This is a genomic window from Amycolatopsis sp. NPDC104587, assembly GCF_055583645.1.
In genome coordinates this window covers 246,155-267,433 of sequence record NZ_JBVJNO010000015.1, presented here as the reverse complement: position 1 = coordinate 267,433, position 21,279 = coordinate 246,155, and the positions used below count along the sequence as shown (strand labels likewise).

Here is a 21,279-nt window from a genome sequence, read left to right as displayed (position 1 = left end):
GTCCCCCCCCCCCCCCAAACCGCAACCAAAAAAGGAGAAAAGAAAGTGCCCATTCTGAAGAAAAAGGCACCCAAAAACCGGGCTCCTCCTCCCCCCCCCCCCCCCCCCGGTTTTGTGTAGGGGGACGCCCGCGACGACGACGCCCGGCCTGGCTTCCGCTAGCACCGGGGTCCACTTCGCACCGTGGCGATGGGTGCTGTCCACTTCGCACGGCGGCCGCCGCCCACCGCGGCGGGGAGCGTGCCCTCTTCACCCGCCTCACGCCGCTGCTCGCTGCGGCAGCCGGGCCGGACGCTGCGGCTTCAACAACGCGAACCGCACACAGCGCCACCCCGACGGTGTCCGCGTGAAACGGGCCGCCAGGGCGTACGACCGGCCGTCCGCCTCCACTCGCGCGCACGCTTCGATCACGTCCGGCACCGCCGTGCACGTGTGGACCGTCTGCGTCCGGTGCCGCGGCCGGCGTGACCGCGGCGCGCTCAGTCCCGCGTAGACCTCCGGCGCCACCAGCGCGCGGATCTGCGCCGCCGGGCGGCGGCCGTCGTAGGCCTCCAGGAGCATGTTCAGCAGCAAGCCCACGTCACTCGATTCGAGCTGGCGGGGCACCGGCCACCGGGTCACGGCGCGGCGGTGCTCCTCCGGGGTAAGCGCTGTCGGACGGTCAGCCCGGCGTGGCGCTTCGTAGTGGACGAGCGTTCTCAGGCGATGTTCGTCGATCATTTTCTCCCCTCCCGGACTCGGCATTTCGCCGCGTCCACGGCTTAGAGGGCGGAACCGGCCGGAAAGGAGACAGGAATCGCTCGATTAGGCACAGAACCGCGGAGGGGATGGATTCCCCGGCAGTGTTGCGCTAGGCGAGACACCGCGTAGCCACCCGGCTATGGTGTGCCGGGTGCTGAAGGGGTTATTGGTCGATTTCGCCGGGGTTCTCACCGATCCCGACGCCGGCCGCTTCTACGACTACCTGGCGGCCGTCCGCGAACGAGGCGTCCGCACCGCGCTGCTGTCCAACGCGCCAGGGGCGTCGAACGAGGTCAAGAACACGATGTTCGACTATTTCGACGCGCTGGTGTTTTCGGGCGAAGTCGGCGTGGCCAAGCCGGACCCGGCGGTATACCGGATCGCGGCCGGCCGGCTCGGGCTGCCCGCCTCGCGGTGCGCCTTCGTCGACGACTCGGCGGCGAACATCCGGGGCGCGGTCGAGGCGGGGATGGTCGGCGTGCACCACCAGTCCGTCGAAGAGACACTCGCCGAACTGGACGTGCTGTTCCCGGACGGGTGAGGCGGTCAGCGGCCCCGGCGCACCAGTTCGAAGGACAGGACCGCCGCCGCGGCCGAGACGTTCAACGACTCGACGTCACCCGGCATGGGAATAGACAGCCATTCCGTGACGAGTTCGCCGACTTCGGCGCCGACCCCGGCGGTCTCGCCACCGAGCACGAACGCCGCGCGCTGCGGCAGCTCGACGTCGAACACCGTGGTGCGCGCCGACGCGCCCAGCGCGTAGATCCCGAAGCCGGCTTCGGTGAGCATCTCGGCCGCGTCGCGCGCGGAGCCGCAGCGCAGCACCGGCGCGCGGAACGCGACCCCGGCCGAAGCCTTGACCACCAGCGGGTCGAGCGCCGCGACGCCGCGGCGCGGCACGATCACGCCGTCCAGCCCGGCGGCGGTCGCCGTCCGCAGGATCATCCCGACGTTCGCGGGGGTGGTGATGCCGTCGAGCAGCAGCACGCGCGACGGTGGCCGCCGGTCCGAAAGCGCGGCTTCGAGCGCGCGCATCCGCGGCGCGACGACGTCGGCGAGCACACCCTGGTCCTGCTTGCCGTTGCCGGCGAGCACCTTGACGCGGTGGGCGCTGGCGCGCTGCACCTGCACCCCCGCGGCCTTCGCCGCGCGCTGGATCTCCACCGCGCCCGGGCCCCGGGCGGTGTCGGCGAGGATCACCTTGTCCACCTGCAGACCGTCGTCCGCCAGCGCTTCGAGCACCGGCTTCCGGCCGTACACGGTCAGGAAGCGGTCCTTCGGCGAGACAGTCGACTCATCACCCACACCGGGCAGTCTCGCATTGTGCGACGATCGCCTCATGCCCGACCGCCTCTCCGCGCTGGACGCCTCGTTCCTCTACCTCGAGGACCACGCGACCCCCATGCACGTCGGCGGGGTGGCGATCTTCGAGCGGCCGCGCTCCGGGTTCAGCTACGCGCAGCTGCTCGACCTCGTCGGGGCGCGGCTGGCCTACCTGCCGCGATACCGGCAGCGCGTCGCCGAGGTGCCGGGGCACCTGGCGCGGCCGGTGTGGGTGGACGACGTCGACTTCGACCTGAACTACCACGTCCGGCGCTCGGCGCTGCCCCAGCCGGGCAGCGACGAGCAGCTGTTCGACCTGGTGGCGCGGCTGATGTCGCGGCGGCTGGCGCCGGAGCGGCCGCTCTGGGAGGCGTACTTCATCGAGGGGCTGTCCGGCGACCGCGTGGCGCTGGTCACCAAGACGCACCAGTCCGTTGTGGACGGAGTCGGCACGATCGAGCTGGGCCAGCTCATCCTCGACCCGACGCCGGCCGAGCCGGAGCCGTTCGAGGACATCTGGACGCCGCGCCGCGAGCCGAACCGCACCCAGCTGGTGATGGACGCGATCAGCGAGGGCGTGCAGCGCCCGGGCGAGGTCGTGGAGAACGTCCGGTCGGCGGCGAACGACGCGTTCGCGACGGCGGGCAAGCTCGCCGAGACGGTCGGCGGGGTGGCGTCGACCCTGCGCACGCTGGTGAAGCCGGCGCCGTCCGGGCCGCTGAACGTCCGGGTGTCCGGCGGCCGGGTGTTCTCCGTGGTGCGCACGCGGCTGGAGGACTACCGGAAGATCCGCGCGGCGCACGGCGGCACGGTCAACGACGTCGTCCTCGCGGCCATCACGGGCGCGCTGCGCGAGTGGCTGCTCTCGCGCGAGGAGTCGTTGAACCCGAACGCGACGATCCGCGCGTTGGTGCCGCTGGCGGTGCGGGACGCGGAGACGGCGGAGTACTCGACGCCGGCGCTGGTCGGCAACCAGGTGGCGGCGTACCTGGTCGACCTGCCGGTCGGCGAGCCGAACCCGGTCCTGCGGCTGCAGCACATCGGCCACGCGATGGCCGAGCACCTCGACTCGGGCCGTTCGGTGGCGGCGCGCGGGCTGCTCAAGGTCGGCGGCTTCGCCCCGGCCACGCTGCATTCGCTCGGCGCGCGGGCGGCGGGGTCGCTGTCCGGGCGCATCTTCAACGTCATGGTGACCAACTCGCCGGGCCCGCAGATGCCGATGTACGCGGGAGAGGCCAGACTGGTCGAGATGTTCCCGGTGATGCCGCTGATGCGCACCCAGGCGCTGGCGATCGGGGTGACGTCGTACCACGGCGGCGTCTACTTCGGACTCAACGGCGACCGCAAGGCCGCGTTCGACGTCGACCTCGTGGCCGGGATGATCGAAGAGTCCTTGGAAGAGCTGAAGGGTGCGCACTGGTGAGGGTCTATCTGCCTGCGACCATCGCGATGCTTCGCGACCTCGAAACCTCGGGGGAGTTCCGCGCCCGCAGCGGAACGGCGTTCGCGCTGACACCGGCATTGCGCGAGGCGTACTCGAGCGGTTCGGACGAAGAGCTGGAGTACGCGGCGCTGCTCGACGCGGCCCGGGCCTCGCTGCGCCTGATCGCGGCGGAGGAGAAGGGCGAGCCACGCCGGGTGGTGATTTCGGCGGACGTCGAGGGCGTGACGCTGCGCCCGGACCTCGACGCCCCGGTGGTCCGCATCGGCGGCCCGATCCCGTTTTCGGCGGTGGCGGCCATCCACGTGGACGCGGCCGAGGCGGCCGAGGCGGTGGCCGCCGCGTCTGCGGTGATCGACGCGGCGGATCTGGGCGACCCCGACGCGGAGTTCACGCTGGGAGACGCGGAAGACCACGAGCTGGCCTGGTACGCGCCGCAGGAACTGCCGTTCTTGCTGGAGCTCCTCTGAGTTGTCCACAGGTGGGTGCACCTGTGGACAACTTGTGGGTCAGTCGTCCGTGAACCACTCCGGCCCCGGAACCGGCCGTTCACACCGCCACCCGGTGGCCGCCGTCAGCTTCGCCGAATCCACTCGCTGCGACCGCGCCATCGGCTCGGCCATCGGGACCCGCGACAGGAGCCACTTCGGCACGGCCCGAGCCTTCCGGACGCCGGCTGCCGCGGCCATCGCCTCACCCAGCACGCTCTTCAACACCGCCGGCGCCCCCACGTTGTAGACCCCGGAAGGCGCGTCCAAAGCCGCCACCGCTGCCGCCGCCGCGTCGGAGGGGTGGATCGCCGTTGTCCAGTCCTGCCGCGAGCCCATGATCAGCGGCGCCCCGCGCCGGGCCGCGGCCAGGAGCGTCGCCGTCAGCGCGTCCGTGCCCACCAACGTGCCGATCCGGAGCCGGACCACCGTGCGGTCCGTCAACGCCGCCACGTTCTCGTGCGCCGTCACCGAAGACGCCGTCACGCCGCGAGGGCGCAGGGGAGCGTCTTCCGTGAGCAGGCAGTCGCCGCCGTCGGCGTACATGAACGTGATCCCCTCCTGGACGACCGTGCGCACCTCCGCGACCTCCCGGACCGCCGCGGCCAGCGCCGCGCTCCCGGCCAGCCGGACGCGGTCGTTGAGGCCCCAGGCGGACCGGCTGGTGGGCTTCGCCGGAATCCGCGTGGCCAGGTTCAGCACCGCGTCGTGCCCGCGCAACGCCGTGACCAGCGAAGACGTCTCGAACAGGTCGCCGGTCACGGGCTTCGCGCCGCTCGCCTCCACCGCCGCGACCCGGTCGGCCGACCGCGCGAGGCCGCTCACCTCGTGCCCTGCCTCCAGCAGCCGCCGCACCGCGGGGCGGCCCAGCACGCCCGTCGCCCCGATCACCATCACTCGTTTGCTCATGCGGCCTGGACGAGACCGCGGGAGAAAACGTGACTAGCCGACTTCGCCCGGGGGCGGCGGCTGGATGTCGGCCGGTGCGCCCCAGTCGCTGTAGCGCGTCGTGATGCGGGCTTCGCCGCCCTGCAGCGCCGGTGAGAGGACGATCTGCAGCGGCCGGTGTGTGGTGTCGAGCCAGAGCTCCACCGGGAACTTGCCGCCGAGCCGCCCGGCTTCGTCGGCCGACAGGCCCGCGGGCAGGTCGCTGCCCAGCCGGGCCAGCTCCAGGTCGACGCGGTAGTGCTCGGCCGCCACGCCGCCGAGGTCGGTGCGCTCGACCGAGACGATCGTGCCCGCCGTGCGGATCTCGCCGAGGGTGTGCGCCGGGTCGTTCTGCGCCGCCAGCTGCGCGAGACTGCCGCCGAGGACCTGCGAAAACGGGTCCGTGCCGTCCTGGGCGACCACCACCCACGGCTTCCCGGCGCCGACCTCGTCGCGCGAGCCCTCCGGCACCTTCGCGTACAGCTTCCCGCCGACCAGCCGCAGCTCCATCGGCTCGCCGATGAAGTCCGTCGTCATCACCTGGGACGTCCCGCCGGCGCCGAAGCGCGCCTGGCCCTGGCCCTTCGACCGGACCGACCCGACGGCGACGTCGGTGGCGAACTTCGCCGAGCCGCCGGCCGTGGTCGCCGCCGTGGCCGCGTCGGCCAGCGCCCGGGCGTCGGAGAACGACGGGGGCGGCGGCGGATCGGAGCACGCGCCGGCCAGCAGGGCGAGCACCAGCACGACGGCGGCTTTGCGCATGGGGACAACAAAAACACAGCGGCTCCCCCGAACCCGTTCGGGGGAGCCGCCGCTACGCACGGTCGCTAGCTCAGCGGCCGGCCTTCTTCATCAGTTCGCCGAGGTCGACGACCTGCTCGGCAGGCGGGGCCGCCACGTCGACCTGGGTGCCCCAGTCGCTGTACTTCATCGTGAACTTCGACTCGGTGCCGCCGGGCATGCCCAGCGCCTGCATCATCGAGGTCTGGTCCATCGTGACCTGCACCGGCAGGTTGTCCTTGTCCAGCCACAGCTCGGCCGGGATCTTGAGGTCCTTGCCCTTGAGCATGTCGGTGAGCTTCTGGCGCGCCGCGGCCGGGACCTGGCCGGTGAACTGGTCGACGGCCTTGGCGACGTCGAGCTCCACCTTGTAGTGGTTGACCTGCATGCCGTTCAGCTCGGCCTGGTCGGACGAGATGATCCGGCCGGCCTTCGAGACCTGGTCCAGGATCTTGCTCGGGTCGCTCTGCTCCGCCGACTGCGAAAGCGCGCTCCCCATCGCCTGCGAAACCGGGTCGGTGCCGTCGGCCGAGATCTTGGCCCACGTCTTGTCGGTGCCCATCTGCTTCTGCTGCTCGGCCGGCAGCTTGATGTACATGACCTTGTCGACCATGCGCATCTCGGTGGTCTCACCGGCGGCGGTGCTGGTCATCGAGAACTTGGTGTTCGCGCCGTCGATGGCCATCGCGCCGTTCGCGCTGAGGGTCTGGCCGGCGACCGAGCCCTCCATCGTGAACTTCGCGGACTTGGACTTCTCGGTGCCCTGCTTCGACGCCGACGCCAGCTGGATCGCGTCGGTGAACGGCGAGGCGAGGCCGCTGCCGCCGTCGGGCTGGGACTGGCCCGCGGCCGGCTGGGCCGTACCGGTGGCGGAGTTGCCGGAGCACGCCGACAGCGTCAGCGCCAGCGCGACGGCGCTGGCTGCGACCAAGGTGGTCTTACGCATCAAAATCCCCTCAGGATCGGATCTTCCGCTCGGCATATCGCCCGAACGGGCGAATGGTTACCGATGTGACGGTGACGATCCGCATCGGGTTCCGCGTTGCCTCAGGAATCCGTGGCGCGAGTCACTTCGTGGCCACCCCGCGAGGCCAGCAGGCGCCGCAGCGAGGCGAGCCGCTCGGGCAGCGCCGTGCCGTCGGTGACGACGTCGTCGAGCGCGCAGTCCGGGTCCTCGGGCGGGCCGAGGTGCCCGCAGCCCGACGGGCACTCCTCGGCGGCCGCGGCGAACTCTTCGAAGGCGTCGACGATGTCGTCCGCGGTGACGTGCGCGAGCCCGAACGACCGCACGCCGGGCGTGTCGATGACCCAGCCGCCGTCCGGGAGCGGCAGCGCCACCGCGGCGACGGACGTGTGCCGCCCCTTGCCGACCGCGCTCACCACGCCGGTGGCCAGCTCGGCGTCCGGCACCAGGCGGTTGACCAGCGTGGACTTGCCGACGCCGGAGTGCCCGACCAGCGCCGTCACGCGGTCCTTCAGCATCTCCGCGAGGCCCTCGGGCGCTTCGTCGTAGCGGGTCACGATCGCCGGGATGTCGAGGCCCGCGTAGCCCGCGAGGAGCTCGTCCGGGCTGGCCAGGTCGGCTTTCGTCAGGCACAGCACCGGCTCGACGCCGCCCGCGTAGCAGGCGACGATGCAGCGGTCGATGAAGCCGGTGCGCGGCGGCGGGTCGGCGAGCGCGGTGACGATCAGGAGGCGTTCGGCGTTGGCGACGACCAGCCGTTCGTACGGGTCGGTGTCGTCGGCCGTGCGCAGGAGGGAGCTGCTGCGCTCGTCGACGCGGATGATGCGCGCGAGCGTGTCCGGCTTGCCGGAGACGTCACCGACGATCCCGACGCGGTCACCGACCACCACCGGCGTCCGGCCCAGCTCGCGGGCCCGCATCGCGGTGATCACCCGTCCGGGGTCGGCGTTGACCGCGCAGGTCCAGCGGCCGCGGTCCTTGCCGATGACCATGGCGTTGACGGCGTCGGCGTGCTCGGGACGGCGCTTGCTGCGGGGCCGGGTGCCCTTGCCGGGGCGCACGCGGACGTCGGACTCGTCCAGCTTGCTCCAGTCGTTGCGCGCCAACCCGTCGTCCTCTCGTGCACCGGTGCCCACCCGAATGATCCCACGCCGCTCGCCACGGCCCTGGCCTGCGTGTAACGATGGCGTTCCCGGTACCCGGAGGTGACCATGTGCGGCCGCTATGCCGCGACGAAGGACCCGGCGAAGCTGATCGAGGAGTTCGACGCGATCGACCTCACCGAAGGCCACGCGCGCGCCGACCACAACGTCGCGCCGACGAAGACCGTGGTCACGGTCGTCCAGCGGCACCCGCGTGACGACGAGGGCCAGGTGCTTGAGGACGAGCCCGCCGAGCGCTCGCTGCGGATGATGAAGTGGGGCCTGGTGCCGTTCTGGGCCAAGGACCCGTCGGTCGGCTCGCGGATGATCAACACGCGCGCCGAGACGGCCGCCGAGAAGCCCGCCTTCCGCCGCGCGCTCGTGTCGCGACGCTGCCTGGTGCCCGCCGACGGCTGGTTCGAGTGGCGCCGCACCGGCAAGGAGAAGGAGCCGTTCTACATGACGGAGCCGGACGGCTCCTCGATCGCGTTCGGCGGGATCTGGGAGAGCTGGCACCCGAAGGACGACAAGGACGCGTCGCCGCTGATCACCTTCTCGATCATCACGACCGACTCCGCCGGGCAGCTCACCGACGTCCACCACCGGATGCCGCTGATCGTGCCGAAGGCGCACTGGGACGGCTGGCTGGACCCGGACCGCGAAGACGTCAAGGACCTGCTGGTGCCGACGCCAGACGACATCGTGTCGTCGCTGGAGCTGCGGCCGATCTCGAGCCGGGTGAACAACGTCCGCAACAACGGCCCGGAGCTGCTGGAGCGCGTCGACCCGGCGCAAGAGGGCGCGTTGTTCGACGTGCCGAAGTCATGACCGCCCTCGCGATCGAAACCGCGTACGGCCCGGCCCGGGTCTACCTGCACTGCGCCGAGGAAGGGGTGGCGGTGCTCATGCTCGGCCACGGCGCGGGCGGCCGCCTCGGCGCGGCGGACCTGGTCGCGGTGACGCGCGCGGCGCAGGGCGCCGGCGTGCACGTGGCGCTGGTCGAGCAGCCGTACCGGGTGGCCGGCCGCCGCGCGCCGGCCCCGGCGAACCAGCTGGACACGGCGTGGCTGACGATCGCGGACGAGCTGTCGGAGCGCTTCGACTCCCTGCCGCTCGTGTTCGGCGGCCGCTCCTCGGGCGCCCGCGTCGCCTGCCGGACGGCGGCGGCCGGGCAGGCGGTGGCGGTGCTGTGCCTGGCGTTCCCCGAGCACCCGCCGGGCCGCCCGGAGAAGACGCGCCAACCGGAGCTGGACGCGGTCGAGGTCCCGGTGCTGGTCCTGCAGGGCGAGAGCGACCCGTTCGGCCGCCCGAAGGCGGGCCCGCACCACGAGATCGTCCTGGTCGACGGCGACCACAGCCTGTCGAAGGACCTGGACACGGTGGCACGGGCGGCGACGGAGTGGCTGTCGCGGGTGCTGCGCCCGCTCGGCTGAGGCCTCGGTCGTGGAGGAGATCCCGCTCACCGGCGGAAACGTGAGCGCCGGCGTGGTCCGGGTGGGGGACACCGTGCGCCGGCCGGCCGGGCCGTGGACACCGTCGGTGCACGCCCTGCTCGAGCACCTGCACTCGGCCGGCTTCGGCGGCGCGCCCCGGCCGCTGGGCCTGGACGAGCGCGGCCGCGAGGTGCTCGAGTTCATCCCGGGGGAGGTGCCGTGGCCCGGCCGGATCGACCTGCTGGAACCGGACGCGGCGGTGGTCGCGGTAGGCCGCCTGGTCCGCGGCTTCCACGACGCGGTCGCCGGCTTCGTGCCGCCGCCGGGGGCGTCGTGGCAGGTGCTCATCCCCGCGAACGGCGCCGAGATCATCGCCCACCACGACCTCGCGCCGTGGAACCTGGTGGCCGGCCCCCGCTGGGCGTTCATCGACTGGGACACCGCGGCGCCCGGCACCCGGCTGTGGGACCTCGCGTACCCGGCGAACGACTTCGCCCTGCTGGCCGGCGGGGTGGCACCGGCCGAAGCGGCCCGGCGGATGCGGCTGCTCGCCGACGCCTACGACCTGGCCGAAGCCCAGCGCTGTGAGCTGGTGAGCCTGCTGGGCCCGCGCGCCCGCGCGATGCACGACTTCCTGGCCGCGCAGGCTGCCGCGGGGACCGAGCCTTGGCTCCGGCTTTGGAACGAGGGCCACGGCACGCACTGGCGCCGCCGTGCCGACTACCTCGAGCAGCGCCGTGACGTCTGGCTGCGTGCGCTGCTCGCGTGAAACCTCAGGTCAGGCCGCGATCGGCGCCACAACAGCGCCGGTCAGCCGGATCAGATCCACCGGGGCCAGCTCCACCTCGAGCCCCCGCCGCCCGGCCGAGCAGAACACCGTCTCGAACTTCTCCGCCGACTGGTCGATCACCACCGGCAGCCGGCTCCGGTGGCCCAGTGGCGAGATCCCGCCGAGCACGTACCCCGTCGCCCGCTGGGCCGCCGCCGGGTCGGCCATCTTGGCCCTCTTGCCGCCCGCCGCGGCCGCCAGCGCCTTCAGGTCCAGCTGGCCCGTGACCGGGACCACGCCCACCGTCAACCGGCCGTCGACCTCGGCCACCAGGGTCTTGAACACCCTCGCGCGGTCGAGACCCAGGGCCTCCACCGCCTCCAGGCCGAACGACTCCGCGCGCGGGTCGTGGTCGTACGCGTGCAGCGTGTGCGCCACCTTCTGCTTGGTCAACGCCGCGGTCGCCGGGGTGCCCTTGCCAGCCATGGGACGGAAGTCTAGGGAATGTCCACTGCACCCGATCGGTTGTACGGGACGTGACCACCACCCTTGCCACCACACGCTCTCGCAGCCGTCGCCGCCCCGAGGCACCGGCGAACCGCGGTGTGCCCGGCCCCCGCGTAAACTCGACGTCGCCGTATGCGCGCACGCGCGTCGACGCCGAGCGGGAAGGGAACGGTTTGCCGAGCACGCAGAACTCAGCGCCGGAAGAAGCGACCGAGGCGGAGCGCGCCGAGCGCTTCGAACGGGACGCCATGCCGTTGCTCGACCAGCTGTACTCGGCCGCGATGCGGATGACCCGCAACCCCGCTGACGCCGAGGACCTGGTCCAGGAGACCTACCTGAAGGCGTACGCCGCCTTCGCGTCCTTCAAGGCCGGCACGAACCTCAAGGCCTGGATGTACCGCATCCTGACCAACACCTACATCAACGGTTACCGCAAGCGGCAGCGGCAGCCGGTGCAGCAGCCCACCGAGGAGATCACCGACTGGCAGATCGCCAAGGCGGAGAGCCACACCTCGAGCGGGCTGCGGTCGGCCGAGGTCGAGGCGATGGACAACCTGCCCGACACCGACGTCAAGGCCGCCCTGCAGAAGCTGCCCGAGGAGTTCCGGCTGGCCGTCTACCTGGCCGACGTCGAGGGCTTCGCGTACAAGGAGATCGCCGAGATCATGGACACCCCCATCGGCACCGTGATGTCCCGCCTGCACCGCGGCCGCGCCCAGCTGCGCGACCTGCTCGCCGACGTCGCGACCGAGCGCGGGTTCATCCGTGGCGCCAAGGAAGAGGTGGCCGGGCGATGAACGAAATGTGCGAAGGCGCGTCCGACAAGGTCCGCTGCGAAGAGGCGCTCGCCGACATCTACCTGCTCCTCGACCGGGAGTGCAGCGCCGAGCGCGACGCCGCGCTGCGCGCCCACATCGAGGACTGCCCGCCGTGCCTCGAGGAGTACGGCATCGACGAGCACATCAAGCAGCTCCTGGCCCGCAAGTGCGGCGGTGACCACGCCCCGGCCGAGCTGAAGAGCCGGCTGCGCGCGTCGATCCGCCAGACCGTCGCCACGCGCGGCGGCGTGACGGTCGAACGCACCGAGATCACCCTCGAGCAGCGTTCCGAATAGCGCCTGAGCACGACGAAGGCCCCCGCACCTGGAGTGTGGGGGCCTTTGCGTGCCGGCGCCGGCTCAGGAGTTGGGCTTGCCGCCGTGGTTCGCGGCGTTCTTCTTCCGGCTGCGACGCTTGCGAGCGCGCTTCGACATGTTCACTCCTCGTCGTCAAAGCTGGTCAACCTCTCAAGTGTGTCATGACGTCCCGTTCTGGTTGGATGGGGCTGGTCCGGTGGCGCACGAGGAGGGTGTTGATGGCCGAGATCAGGGCCGAAATGGTCGGCACCGTGCTCCAGGTCGTCGCCGAGCCGGGCGCCGCGCTGAACGCCGGGGACACCGTGCTGATCCTGGAGTCGATGAAGATGGAGCTGCCCGCCGTGAGTGCGAAGGCGGGCACGCTGACCAGCCTCGCCGTCGCGAAGGGTGACCGGGTCCAGCAGGGCGACGTGCTCGGGACGGTCGAGTAACCGTGTCGACGCTCGCCGAACTGCTCGCCGACAACACCGGCCTCCCCGGGGAGGCGGCGGACCACCTCCAGACCGTCGTCGCCGAGTGGCAGCTGCTGGCCGACCTGTCGTTCGCGGACTTCCTGCTCTGGGTCCCGGTGACCGAGGAGCTGCAACCGGACGGCGGTGACTTCGTCTGCGTCGCGCACGCGCGGCCGACCACGGCGCCCACCGCGCACCCGGAGGACGTCGTCGGCACGCGGTTCACGGTCGAGGAGCACCCGCAGCTGGCCAAGGCCATGCGCGAGGAGCGCATCTGCCGCGAGGAGGACCCGCACTGGTACCGCGACCTGCCGATGCGGCGCGAAGCGATCCCGGTGCGTTTCCACGACGACGTCGTCGCCGTGATGAGCCGCGAGACGAACCTGGCCGCGCCGCGGGTGCCCTCGCCGCTGGAGATCGCGTACTTGGGCAGTGCCGGCGACCTGTGCCAGATGATCGTCGACGGCACGTTCCCGCCGAGCGGCTCCAACGCGACCGACACGCACACCTCGCCGCGGGTGGGGGACGGGCTGATCCGGCTCGACTCGAGCGGCACGGTCGTGTTCGCCAGCCCGAACGGCCTGTCCGCCTACCACCGGATGGGGCACGAGTCCGACCTGGTCGGGACGCGCCTGGCGCCGTTGACGCGGTCGTTGATCCGCGACCCGTTCGACGCGACCGAGGTGTCCCACCGGATCATCGAGGCCCTCGACGGGAAGCCGTCGAGCCGCACCGAAGCCGATTCACGCCGGGGCGCGGTGGTGCTGTTCCGCGCGCTGCCGCTGCGGCCGGCGGGGCAGGCGGCCGGCGCGCTGGTGCTGGTCCGCGACGTCACCGAGGTCAAGCGCCGCGACCGCGCGCTGCTGTCGAAGGACGCGACGATCCGGGAGATCCACCACCGGGTGAAGAACAACCTCCAGACGGTGGCGGCGCTGCTGCGCCTGCAGTCCCGGCGGACGTCGTCGGAGGAGGCGCGGCTCGCGCTCGCCGAGTCGGTGCGCCGGGTGACGTCGATCGCGCTGGTGCACGAGGCGCTGTCCATCTCCGTGGACGAGCGGGTCGACCTCGACAAGCTGCTCGACAACGTGCTGCCGATGGTCGGCGAGGTCGCCACCGCGGAGTCGCAGGTCGGGCTGTCGCGGAAGGGCTCGTTCGGGGTGGTCGTCGCGGAGATCGCGACCCCGCTGGTGATGGTGCTGGCCGAGCTGGTGCAGAACGCCATCGAGCACGCCTTCCCGGCGGGCCGCTCGGGCAAGGTCGAGCTGATCGTGGAGCGCTCGGCGCGCTGGCTGGACGTCGTCATCCGCGACAACGGCCGCGGCCTGCCGTCCGGGTTTTCGCTGGAGCGGTCGGACGGCCTGGGCCTGCAGATCGTGCGGACGCTCGTGGAGTCGGAGCTGCGCGGCTCGCTGTCGCTGCGGAAGGTGCGCGCCGAGGAGTCGTCGACCCGGGTGTCCGGGACCGAAGCCGCGCTGCGCATCCCTCTTTCGCGTCGCCTTTAGACAGTCGCGTTTGGACTCACGCGCCGCCGGGCAATCCCGGGGCGGTGGACGTGATCGGGTGCGGATCGCGGGAGGACATACGTTGAAGGCCCGGCACGTTGTTCTCGTGTGCCGGGCCGTTCAACGTCTCGCGGGAGGACTTGAAGTCCTGGTGAGGTTTCAGCGCACCCGTTGCCAGGTGGTTTCACCTCGGTTGTTAAGCTCGAACCGGGTAGGTATCACCCCAGACGGCGTGGGCACAACAAATGCCCGCCGGGTGAAGTTCCTTCGTGGTTCGGGGTAAAGCTGGTGCTTCGTGGAACTATCAGGCGTTGGTACGCGTGCCGATGTGCGTACGGCGGCGCTTGAGCGCGCGTCGCTCGTCCTCGCTCATGCCGCCCCACACGCCCGCGTCCTGGCCGCTGGCCAGAGCCCAGGCCAAGCAGTCGGAAGCGACGGTGCAGCGGTGGCACACGGCCTTCGCCTGAGCTACCTGCGACAGAGCAGGACCGCTGGTTCCCACCGGGAAGAACAGCTCGGGGTCCTCGTCTCGGCAGGCCGCGTCGTGGCGCCAGTCCATGTTCGTGAGCTCCTTCGTATGGCGCGGGAGGACCGCGCCACAGTCGTTTTATGGCGGTCATGTTTCCGGGTGCTTGTGAATGCTTTCACGAAGCACCGTGTTCGACAAGGGTTTCTTGAAGATCGGTGAGTCAGGTCACCCGGCCGAGCGACCCCTCTGACCTGCGGTTTCTCTCCGAAACAGCCGCCCGAAGGGAAGGCTGATGCGGTGAGTGGAGCTTCTGCGTCGACGAACGGCAGCTTGCACTTTGCCGCAGGCGATCAGCGGTCCCGTCGTCACACGATCACTGTGAGTGCGTCGGGGACGCTGAAGAACTCCACCCTGGTCCGCTGGCCGACGAGGTCGCCGTCCACCTGGAAGTTTACCGGTTCAGCTGCGTCGATGCGGATCATCGGCAGGTCGTCGTGACGCACGAGACGGTTGCCCTTTTGGTTGCTCTTCGTAGCCAAAGCACGGCGTACATGCTTGAACACCGTGGGCAACCCCAGACCGTTCAACGCGAACAAACCCAGTCCCGTCTCGAACGAGCAATCCGGGTTGAGGTGGACCGGACGCTCGCCCAGGTAGCTCCACGGATCGGTGTTCGACACGAAAGCGGTCAGCGCCTCGGCGGGTTCCTCACCCGGGACGCGGATCGTGAGGGCCGGCCGGCCCAGCGGCGGCCGGAAGTAGGAGCGGACGGCGGCCCGCATGTAGAGGCCGGCGGTCGTCTGCTTGCCCCGGCGCTTGGCGACGCGGCCGACGACGTCGGCGTCCCAGCCGAGGCCGGAGTTGAAGGTGAACCAGTGGCCGTCGGCCAGGCCGAGCCCTACGCGGCGCGAGCGGTCGTTCTCCAGCGCGTTGAGCAGCTGGTGGGTCGCCTCGACGGGATCCGCGGAGATGCCGAGGGCGCGCGCGAACACGTTGGCCGAGCCACCGGGCACGACACCCAGGGCCGGGACGCGCCCGATCTGGGTGGGATCGCCGTCCAACCCTCTTGCGGGGGTCCGGGTGGCGAAGCCCCCGGCCCGGGGCGAAGCCCCGGATGGCACAGCGTCGGCCAGCAGGCCGTTGACGACCTCGTTGACCGTGCCGTCGCCGCCGTGGGCCACGACCAGGTCGATCCCGTCGCGCGCGGCCGAGCGCGCGACGGCCATGGCGTGCCCGCGGTAGTCCGTCTCGACGACGTCGAGCTTGACCTGGCTGGCGAGCGCGTGCGCCAAGACGTCCCGGCCACCGGCGGTGGTCGAGGTGGCCTGGGGGTTCACGACGAGGATTGCGCGCACTACCGCAGGGTAGGTGACTTCCGGCGGCCCGAGAACCTTCCGGCGCCGCATGGTGACGGGCGCAACCCTGGGAACAGCACCTTCGCGACCCTGTGCCCGGCGGTCCTCCTTCACGTGCGAGTGTCCCCGCTCGTCGTGACAAGTGCACCCGGGCCGACCGCCCGCTCATCGACGACACCTGAATTCTCAGCGCCCGGGCGGTCCCGGGAAAACGGCCGACCGGGTGGCATACGATCAAAATGGCTCACGCACGGTGACTCGCCCTGGTCGGGTCCACTGTGCTCCCGCAAAGGACCCCGGAAGGCCGCCGCAGTGAAGCTCTCGCCCGCTCCCCGTGAGGTCCGGCTGGCCGGCGCGGTCACCGCGGTGCCGTCGCTCGCCCTGCTGGTGTTCGGGGTGGTGGTGCTGGTGGACGGCCTGGGCACGCCGACGCTGCCGGGCAACAACGTCTTCGTCCTCGCCGGCACCTACATCGTGGTGGCGCTGGCGTTCCTGGCCGCGTCGGCCGGGCTCGTGCTGGGCCACACGGCCGCGCGTTCGCCGGGGGTCGTGATCGCGCTGATCCTGATCGGGCTCGGCTGGTACCTGCTCGGGCCGTCCGGCCAGCCGCTCTGGGGGGTGCCGGTCGCGCTGTTCGGCGTCGCCGTCCTGGTGCTGCTGTTCCGGGCGCCGTCCCGGGCCTGGGCGCTGGGCCTGCGCGAGGGCGAGACCGAGTCGGAAGCGGCCGAGCGCGGCGGCCTCGCGGGCCGCCGGGCCGAGCGCGAAGGCCACGAAGAGGACTGACCCGGCGTGCTCCGGCCCGCAACTCGCGTGACTAAGGCCGGAACTCGCGTGATTGGGCCCGTAACTCGCGTGATCAGAGCCGGAACTCGCGAGTTCCGGCCTCAATCACGCCGGATCCGGTTCTGATCACGCGAGTTACGGCTCTGATCACGGGGGTTACGCCTGGGCGGCCAGGGCCTGCAGGGGTGCGTCGGTGAGGCGGTTGACCGTCCACTCGTCCATCGGGACCGCGCCGAGGGCCTTGTAGAACTCCGTTGCCGGGTTCCAGTCCAGGACGGACCACTCGAGCCGCGCGTAGCCGTTCGCGACGCACTCGGCCGCCAAGGCTGCCAGCAGCGCCTTGCCCAGGCCGGAGCCGCGGTGGGCCGGGAGGACGAACAGGTCCTCCAGGTAGATCCCGTGCACCCCCCGCCACGTCGAGAAGTTGAGGAACCAGATCGTGAAGCCGGCGATCTCGCCGTCCACCTCGGCGACGTGCCCGAAGACCTTCGGCGCGTCGCCGAACAACGCCTCGTGCAGCTGCTCGGTGGTCAGGTGGCAGTCGTCCGGGGCGCGTTCGTACTCGGCCAGCGCGTAGGCCAGGTCGACGGCGGCCTCGACGTCGTCGGGGCGGATCCGGCGGATGCGGTTGTCGGGCACGGTCAGTCCTCCAGGGCGGGCGGCAGGTTGAGGTGTTCGATCTGGGGTTCGCCGCGTTCGTCGCCGAGCACCGCGATGCCGGCCGCGTCTAGGCCGAAGTGGACACCGGCGGTGGCGGTCAGGCCGACCCAGCGGGCCACCAGCACCCGGCTGAAGTGCCCGTGCCCGACCAGGATCACGTCGCCGGCTTCGGTGTCGCGGCGGGCGCGATCGAGGACGCGGTCCGCGCGGGCCGAGACCTCCGAAGCGCTTTCGCCGCCGGGGATCGGGTGTGTCCACACTGTCCAGCCCGGCACGGTTTCCCGGATCTGCGGGGTGGTGATGCCCTCGTACTCGCCGTAGTCCCACTCCGCGAGGTCCTCGGTGACGTCGTCGACGCGCAGCCCGGCCAGCGCGGCCGTCCGCAGCGCTCGGGTGCGCGGGCTCGACAGCACCAGCGACGGGCCGCCGAGCAGGCTCCGGAGCGTGCCGCCGGCGGCGAGCGCCTGGCCTTCGCCGGCGGGGGTGAGGGGGATGTCGGTGCGGCCGGTGTGCCGTCCGTTCACCGACCATTCGGTCTGGCCGTGCCGGAGGAGGAAGAGACGGTTCGCCACAGGGGCGAATATATCCGGGGGTTTGCCGGGCGGCCGGACGTCTGCTTAGCTACTGAGCAGTAGCTTAGCTGGAGGAGAACCGCATGTCCGAGACGCCGACGTTCGCGCTGTGGCACAAGCTGGCCGCGAAGCCGGGCGGGAAACAGCTGTTCAGCGCCGCGATGTGCCTGCGCGTGCCGTACTTCCGCACGGTGCTGCCCTCGGTGCGCGAGCTGCGGCCCGGGCACTGCGAGGTCAGCGCGCCGAAGTGGTGGGGTGTTTACAACCACATCGGCACGTTCCACGCGATCGCGGCCTGCAACCTCGCCGAGATCGCGATGGGCATGCTCGCCGAAGCGACGGTCCCGCCGACGCACCGCTGGCTGCCGAAGGGCATGACCGTCGAGTACGTCGCGAAGGCGGAGACGAGCCTGCGCGCGGTCGCGTCGGTGCCGGAGCTGCCGGAGTTCGGCGACGAAGGCTTCGAGCTCCCGGTCCCGGTGACCATTTCGGACACGAACGGCCGGGCCGTGGTCACCGGGACGATCACCATCTGGGTGACGCCGAAGAAGCGTTAGAGCGGCTTGTACCGCACGTACGTCGTCTGGTGGAACGTGTTCTCGCCTGCCGGCGACGGCAGGCCCAGCTGCCGGTCGGCGAGCCGGCCGAGCGCGCCGCAGCCCTGCGTGGCGGGCAGCTTCAGGTCCGGGTCGACCACGCCGAAGTGGAACGTCGGCGGGTCCTGCGAGAGCACCGTGGGCGGCACCGCCGGGTCGTCGTGCACGATGGTGTGCAGCGGCTTCACGGCCGTCCCGATGCTGCAGTCCTTGCGCAGCAACGGGTGCCGCAGCACGGCGTAGACGTCGAGCTCGCCGCGCCGCTCGTCGGTGCTCTGGAAGTCCGAAAAACCGCCGTACCGCAGCTGGATCGTCGCGCCCGCCAGGCCGGGGACGCGCACCGGCGCGTGCCGCAGGGCCCCGAAGGTCTGCGCGTACTGGCCGTTCACCCGGCCCTCGCTGAACGTCAGCCGAAGCTCGCCGAGCGGGATCTCCCGGCCGCCGATCGTCAGTTTTCCTTGGGAGACAAAGGCTTCGCAGCGCCACGTGCCCGGGTCGGCGTTCGGCGGCGGTGCCGGGCAGTCCGCGAAATCGAACGTCGGCAGCTCGTCGGCGGACGCCGTCCCGGGCGCGACCCCCAGTGCGGCCACGGCGACCGCGGCCACCCCCAGTGCGAGAAGTTTCATGCGGTGAGCTTGCTCGCACCGCGCGGCGCGGACATCCGGGATCGCCCCCAGGGGAAGACCCGAAATTTCCCTCGACCGGGTGAAACACGTTCTGATTAGTTAACACTGTTCACTGAACTGGGTCATGATCGGCGCATGTCTGCTTTCTCCCGCCGCCGGTTCCTCGGCCTCGCCGCCCTCAACTCCGCCGCCGCCCTCGGGCTGACCACGGTCTCGACGCTGCCCGCGACCGCCGCGCCACTGCCGGAGTACTCCCCGGCCGTGGTCGTCGGCACCGGCTACGGCGCCGCCGTCACGGCGTTGCGGCTCGGCGAGGCAGGCGTGGCGACGCTGATGCTCGAAATGGGCAGGCTGTGGACCACCCCGGGCGCCGACGGCAAGGTCTTCTGCCCGATGCTCACCCCGGACGAGCGCGCGATGTGGTTCAAGGACCGCACCGAGGCGCCGCTCGCGTCGTTCCTCTGGCTCGACCTGGCCAACCGCGACATCGGGCGCTTCGCCGGTGTTCTCGACCGAGTGAACTACGGAGACATGGCGGTGTATCTCGGTCGCGGGGTCGGCGGCGGCTCCCTGGTCAACGGCGCGATGGCGGTGACGCCGAAGCGGTCCTACTTCGAGGAGATCCTGCCGTCGGTCGACGCCGCCGAGATGTACGGCAAGTACTTCCCTCGGGCGAACGCCGCGCTCGGTGTCAACGTCGTCGACCCGCGGTGGTTCGAGACCTGCCGGTCGTACCAGTACGCCCGCGTCTCGCGGAAGGCCGCGCGCAAGGCCGGGTTCGGCACGGTGTTCGTGCCCAGCGTGTACGACATGGACTACCTGCGGCGGGAGGAGGCGGGCACGGTCCCGCGCTCGGCCGACGCGTCCGAAGTCATCTACGGCAACAACCACGGCAAGCGCTCGCTCGACAAGTCCTACCTCGCCGCCGCGCTCGGCACCGGCCGGGTGACCATCAAGACGCTGCACGAGGTGCGCGAGATCATCCACCAGCCCGACGGCGCGTACACGCTGGTCGTGCGCGAGAGCGACGAGCGCGGCACGGTGCTCGCGACCCGGCACGTCACCACGAAGCATCTGTTCCTCGGCGCCGGCAGCCTCGGTTCGACGGAGCTGCTGGTGCGCGCCCGCGACACCGGGCGGCTGCCGGAGCTGCCCGAGGCCGTCGGGCAGGGGTGGGGCACCAACGGCAACGTCATGTGCGGCCGCGCCAACCACGTCTGGGACACCACCGGCAGCCTGCAGTCCGGCATGCCCGCGCTCGGCATCGACAACCGGTCCGACCCGGTGCACCCCGCGTTCGCCGAGATCGCGCCGGTGCCCGCCGGGATCGAGACCTGGGTCAGCCTCTACCTGGCGATCACGAAGAACCCCGAACGCGGGCACTTCACCTACGACGCCGCGAGCGACTCGGCGAAGCTGCGCTGGACGGCGTCGCAGGGCCAGCCGTCGATCGACGCCGCCAAGGCGTTGTTCGACAAGGTCAACCGGGCGAACAGGACGATCTACCGCCACGACCTGTTCGGCGACACCCGCCCGTTCGAGAACCGCTTCACCTACCACCCGCTGGGCGGGCTGGTGCTCGGCGAGGCGACCGACGGCTACGGCCGCGTCAAGGGCTACCGGAACCTGTACGTCACGGACGGCTCGCTCATCCCGGGCAGCACCGGCGTCAACCCGTTCGTGACGATCACCGCGCTGGCCGAGCGCAACATCGAGCGGGTGCTCGCCGAGGACTTCAGGGGCTGAGCTTCGCCAGCGAGCCGACAAAGCCGTCGTCGGTGGCGGCGAAGAACTCGGCGTCGGCCGCTTCGACGTCCTTCAGCGCCTTCGCGACCAGGGCTAGGCCCGCTTCGGTGACTTCGAGGCGCTTCGCGCGGGCGTCCGCCGGGTCGTCGGTGCGGGCGAGCAGGCCGCGTTCGGCGAGCTTGCGGACGACCTGGCTGGTCATCATCGTGTCGGTCCCGGCCTGCCCGGCCAGCTGCCGCTGGGTGGGTGGCTCACCCGAGCGGGTGAGCCACCACGTCGTCGTGAGCAGCACGAACTGGACGTGCGTGAGGTCGTGCGGGGCCAGCGCGGCCCGCATCGCCCGCTGCCAGGCCAGCGTCACGCGCCACAGCAGGAAGCCGGGGCTGCGCTCGGGGCCGGGCAGGCGGGACTCCGGGGCGGTCATACCCGCGAGGATGCCGCATGGGTCGTCTCGGCCAGGCGGGCCAGTGCGCGCATGGCGTCCGGGGTGTCTTCGGTCACCTGCTCGCCGAAGCCCTCGGGCCCGTCGACCGTGACGCGGTAGGTGATCCGCGTGCCGCCGTCGACCTCGGTCAGGACGTGCTCGAACCGCAGGTGCGCGTCCGGCAGCCGGGTCTCGTCGGTGAAGCTCCGGCCCTCGGTGACCTCGGTCAACGTGAACGGGATCGGCGGCAGGCCGTCCATCGTCATGGTGCCGCTCGTGCCGGCGGCGAAGGGGCCGTCGACGACCACCGAGCGGACGCCCGCGTCCCACTCCGGCCAGCGGGCGGTGCCGGCCCAGAGCGGCCAGATCGCGGCGGCGGGCGCGGTGGACGTCTCGGTGTGCTCGTACTCGAAAAGTGTCATGCGAGCAGACTATATGCGC

28 protein-coding genes are annotated in these 21,279 nt (G+C 71.4%); 13 read left to right on the top strand and 15 right to left on the bottom strand.

Annotation, left to right across the window (positions count from 1 at the left end; all coding sequences use genetic code 11):
* Positions 1-258 precede the first annotated feature (258 nt).
* Complete coding sequence (locus tag ACZ61C_RS38655) at positions 259-579, bottom strand: Rv3235 family protein (protein ID WP_465312880.1); 321 nt, start codon at positions 577-579, stop codon at positions 259-261.
* Between the two features lie 328 nt (positions 580-907).
* Here ACZ61C_RS38655 and ACZ61C_RS38650 point away from each other — a divergent pair, with 328 nt between their 5' ends.
* Positions 908-1,282: an HAD-IA family hydrolase gene (locus ACZ61C_RS38650; protein ID WP_465312888.1), complete on the top strand. Its 375-nt coding sequence runs from the start codon at positions 908-910 to the stop codon at positions 1,280-1,282.
* Between the two features lie 5 nt (positions 1,283-1,287).
* Here the strand turns inward: ACZ61C_RS38650 and ACZ61C_RS38645 are convergent, their stop codons facing one another.
* Positions 1,288-2,049, bottom strand: coding sequence for a TrmH family RNA methyltransferase (locus tag ACZ61C_RS38645; RefSeq protein WP_465312879.1), 762 nt, complete (start codon positions 2,047-2,049; stop codon positions 1,288-1,290).
* A 34-nt stretch (positions 2,050-2,083) separates the two neighbouring features.
* Here ACZ61C_RS38645 and ACZ61C_RS38640 point away from each other — a divergent pair, with 34 nt between their 5' ends.
* Positions 2,084-3,490, top strand: a complete 1,407-nt coding sequence (locus ACZ61C_RS38640) for a WS/DGAT/MGAT family O-acyltransferase (protein ID WP_465312878.1) — start codon at positions 2,084-2,086, stop codon at positions 3,488-3,490.
* Positions 3,487-3,978: a DUF6912 family protein gene (locus ACZ61C_RS38635; protein WP_465312877.1), complete on the top strand. Its 492-nt coding sequence runs from the start codon at positions 3,487-3,489 to the stop codon at positions 3,976-3,978. Before ACZ61C_RS38640 ends, ACZ61C_RS38635 begins: the two co-directional genes overlap by 4 nt.
* A gap of 39 nt (positions 3,979-4,017) precedes the next feature.
* Here ACZ61C_RS38635 and ACZ61C_RS38630 read toward each other — a convergent pair whose 3' ends face one another.
* The 4 genes from ACZ61C_RS38630 to rsgA form a co-directional block, all read right to left on the bottom strand.
* Positions 4,018-4,905 carry an NAD-dependent epimerase/dehydratase family protein gene (locus tag ACZ61C_RS38630; protein WP_465312876.1) on the bottom strand — a complete coding sequence of 296 codons (888 nt, stop codon included), beginning with the start codon at positions 4,903-4,905 and terminating at the stop codon, positions 4,018-4,020.
* 33 nt (positions 4,906-4,938) lie between these two features.
* Complete coding sequence (locus ACZ61C_RS38625) at positions 4,939-5,685, bottom strand: SCO4651 family lipoprotein (protein WP_465312875.1); 747 nt, start codon at positions 5,683-5,685, stop codon at positions 4,939-4,941.
* 70 nt (positions 5,686-5,755) lie between these two features.
* Positions 5,756-6,649: an SCO4651 family lipoprotein gene (locus ACZ61C_RS38620; protein ID WP_465312874.1), complete on the bottom strand. Its 894-nt coding sequence runs from the start codon at positions 6,647-6,649 to the stop codon at positions 5,756-5,758.
* Positions 6,650-6,750: 101 nt separating this feature from the next.
* Positions 6,751-7,773 (bottom strand): ribosome small subunit-dependent GTPase A, encoded by a 1,023-nt coding sequence (gene rsgA / locus ACZ61C_RS38615; protein ID WP_465312873.1) that lies wholly within the window; start codon positions 7,771-7,773, stop codon positions 6,751-6,753.
* Positions 7,774-7,878: 105 nt separating this feature from the next.
* Between rsgA and ACZ61C_RS38610 the strand changes: the two genes are divergently transcribed.
* Genes ACZ61C_RS38610 through ACZ61C_RS38600 form a run of 3 tightly spaced genes read left to right on the top strand, consistent with a single transcriptional unit; the run spans position 7,879 to position 10,011 of the window.
* Positions 7,879-8,637 (top strand): SOS response-associated peptidase, encoded by a 759-nt coding sequence (locus ACZ61C_RS38610; RefSeq protein ID WP_465312872.1) that lies wholly within the window; start codon positions 7,879-7,881, stop codon positions 8,635-8,637.
* The gene (locus tag ACZ61C_RS38605; protein WP_465312871.1) at positions 8,634-9,242 is read left to right on the top strand and encodes an alpha/beta hydrolase family protein; all 609 of its coding nucleotides are present in this window, start codon (positions 8,634-8,636) and stop codon (positions 9,240-9,242) included. The genes ACZ61C_RS38610 and ACZ61C_RS38605 overlap by 4 nt, the downstream gene beginning before the upstream one ends.
* A gap of 10 nt (positions 9,243-9,252) precedes the next feature.
* Positions 9,253-10,011, top strand: a complete 759-nt coding sequence (locus ACZ61C_RS38600) for a phosphotransferase (protein ID WP_465312870.1) — start codon at positions 9,253-9,255, stop codon at positions 10,009-10,011.
* A gap of 9 nt (positions 10,012-10,020) precedes the next feature.
* Here ACZ61C_RS38600 and ybaK read toward each other — a convergent pair whose 3' ends face one another.
* The gene (gene ybaK / locus ACZ61C_RS38595) at positions 10,021-10,497 is read right to left on the bottom strand and encodes a Cys-tRNA(Pro) deacylase (RefSeq protein WP_465312869.1); all 477 of its coding nucleotides are present in this window, start codon (positions 10,495-10,497) and stop codon (positions 10,021-10,023) included.
* Between the two features lie 194 nt (positions 10,498-10,691).
* Here ybaK and ACZ61C_RS38590 point away from each other — a divergent pair, with 194 nt between their 5' ends.
* Both ACZ61C_RS38590 and rsrA read left to right on the top strand, forming a co-directional pair.
* Positions 10,692-11,315 carry a sigma-70 family RNA polymerase sigma factor gene (locus ACZ61C_RS38590; RefSeq protein WP_465312868.1) on the top strand — a complete coding sequence of 208 codons (624 nt, stop codon included), beginning with the start codon at positions 10,692-10,694 and terminating at the stop codon, positions 11,313-11,315.
* On the top strand, positions 11,312-11,632 hold the full coding sequence (gene rsrA / locus ACZ61C_RS38585; protein WP_465312867.1) for a mycothiol system anti-sigma-R factor: 321 nt from the start codon (positions 11,312-11,314) through the stop codon (positions 11,630-11,632). The genes ACZ61C_RS38590 and rsrA overlap by 4 nt, the downstream gene beginning before the upstream one ends.
* A 63-nt stretch (positions 11,633-11,695) precedes the next feature.
* Here the strand turns inward: rsrA and ACZ61C_RS38580 are convergent, their stop codons facing one another.
* On the bottom strand, positions 11,696-11,770 hold the full coding sequence (locus ACZ61C_RS38580) for a 50S ribosomal protein bL37 (RefSeq protein WP_370444718.1): 75 nt from the start codon (positions 11,768-11,770) through the stop codon (positions 11,696-11,698).
* Positions 11,771-11,871: 101 nt separating this feature from the next.
* On the opposite strand from ACZ61C_RS38580, the gene ACZ61C_RS38575 reads away from it, so the two are divergent.
* Both ACZ61C_RS38575 and ACZ61C_RS38570 read left to right on the top strand, forming a co-directional pair.
* Positions 11,872-12,084, top strand: coding sequence for a biotin/lipoyl-binding carrier protein (locus tag ACZ61C_RS38575; protein WP_465312866.1), 213 nt, complete (start codon positions 11,872-11,874; stop codon positions 12,082-12,084).
* 2 nt (positions 12,085-12,086) lie between these two features.
* Positions 12,087-13,607 carry a sensor histidine kinase gene (locus ACZ61C_RS38570; protein WP_465312865.1) on the top strand — a complete coding sequence of 507 codons (1,521 nt, stop codon included), beginning with the start codon at positions 12,087-12,089 and terminating at the stop codon, positions 13,605-13,607.
* A gap of 304 nt (positions 13,608-13,911) precedes the next feature.
* On the opposite strand, the gene ACZ61C_RS38565 is transcribed toward ACZ61C_RS38570, so the two are convergent.
* Positions 13,912-14,166, bottom strand: coding sequence for a WhiB family transcriptional regulator (locus ACZ61C_RS38565; protein WP_072481920.1), 255 nt, complete (start codon positions 14,164-14,166; stop codon positions 13,912-13,914).
* Positions 14,167-14,441: 275 nt separating this feature from the next.
* The gene (locus ACZ61C_RS38560; protein ID WP_465312864.1) at positions 14,442-15,431 is read right to left on the bottom strand and encodes a diacylglycerol/lipid kinase family protein; all 990 of its coding nucleotides are present in this window, start codon (positions 15,429-15,431) and stop codon (positions 14,442-14,444) included.
* Positions 15,432-15,743: 312 nt separating this feature from the next.
* Here ACZ61C_RS38560 and ACZ61C_RS38555 point away from each other — a divergent pair, with 312 nt between their 5' ends.
* Positions 15,744-16,214: a hypothetical protein gene (locus ACZ61C_RS38555; protein ID WP_465312863.1), complete on the top strand. Its 471-nt coding sequence runs from the start codon at positions 15,744-15,746 to the stop codon at positions 16,212-16,214.
* A gap of 156 nt (positions 16,215-16,370) precedes the next feature.
* Here ACZ61C_RS38555 and ACZ61C_RS38550 read toward each other — a convergent pair whose 3' ends face one another.
* Both ACZ61C_RS38550 and ACZ61C_RS38545 read right to left on the bottom strand, forming a co-directional pair.
* Positions 16,371-16,853 (bottom strand): GNAT family N-acetyltransferase, encoded by a 483-nt coding sequence (locus ACZ61C_RS38550; RefSeq protein WP_465312861.1) that lies wholly within the window; start codon positions 16,851-16,853, stop codon positions 16,371-16,373.
* 2 nt (positions 16,854-16,855) lie between these two features.
* A complete protein-coding gene (locus ACZ61C_RS38545) occupies positions 16,856-17,446 on the bottom strand; it encodes an acid phosphatase (protein WP_465312859.1) in 591 nt (196 codons plus the stop codon).
* 83 nt (positions 17,447-17,529) lie between these two features.
* Between ACZ61C_RS38545 and ACZ61C_RS38540 the strand changes: the two genes are divergently transcribed.
* On the top strand, positions 17,530-18,003 hold the full coding sequence (locus ACZ61C_RS38540; protein ID WP_465312858.1) for a hotdog fold domain-containing protein: 474 nt from the start codon (positions 17,530-17,532) through the stop codon (positions 18,001-18,003).
* Here the strand turns inward: ACZ61C_RS38540 and ACZ61C_RS38535 are convergent.
* Positions 18,000-18,668 (bottom strand): hypothetical protein, encoded by a 669-nt coding sequence (locus ACZ61C_RS38535; protein ID WP_465312857.1) that lies wholly within the window; start codon positions 18,666-18,668, stop codon positions 18,000-18,002. The two genes, ACZ61C_RS38540 and ACZ61C_RS38535, sit on opposite strands and share 4 nt — an antisense overlap.
* Before the next feature lie 135 nt (positions 18,669-18,803).
* Between ACZ61C_RS38535 and ACZ61C_RS38530 the strand changes: the two genes are divergently transcribed.
* Positions 18,804-20,414 carry a GMC oxidoreductase gene (locus ACZ61C_RS38530; protein WP_465312856.1) on the top strand — a complete coding sequence of 537 codons (1,611 nt, stop codon included), beginning with the start codon at positions 18,804-18,806 and terminating at the stop codon, positions 20,412-20,414.
* Here the strand turns inward: ACZ61C_RS38530 and ACZ61C_RS38525 are convergent.
* Together ACZ61C_RS38525 and ACZ61C_RS38520 are read right to left on the bottom strand one after the other, a co-directional pair.
* Positions 20,404-20,838, bottom strand: coding sequence for a MarR family winged helix-turn-helix transcriptional regulator (locus ACZ61C_RS38525; protein WP_465312854.1), 435 nt, complete (start codon positions 20,836-20,838; stop codon positions 20,404-20,406). The genes ACZ61C_RS38530 and ACZ61C_RS38525 overlap by 11 nt on opposite strands.
* Positions 20,835-21,260, bottom strand: a complete 426-nt coding sequence (locus ACZ61C_RS38520; RefSeq protein WP_465312853.1) for an SRPBCC family protein — start codon at positions 21,258-21,260, stop codon at positions 20,835-20,837. Before ACZ61C_RS38520 ends, ACZ61C_RS38525 begins: the two co-directional genes overlap by 4 nt.
* Positions 21,261-21,279: the final 19 nt, after the last annotated feature.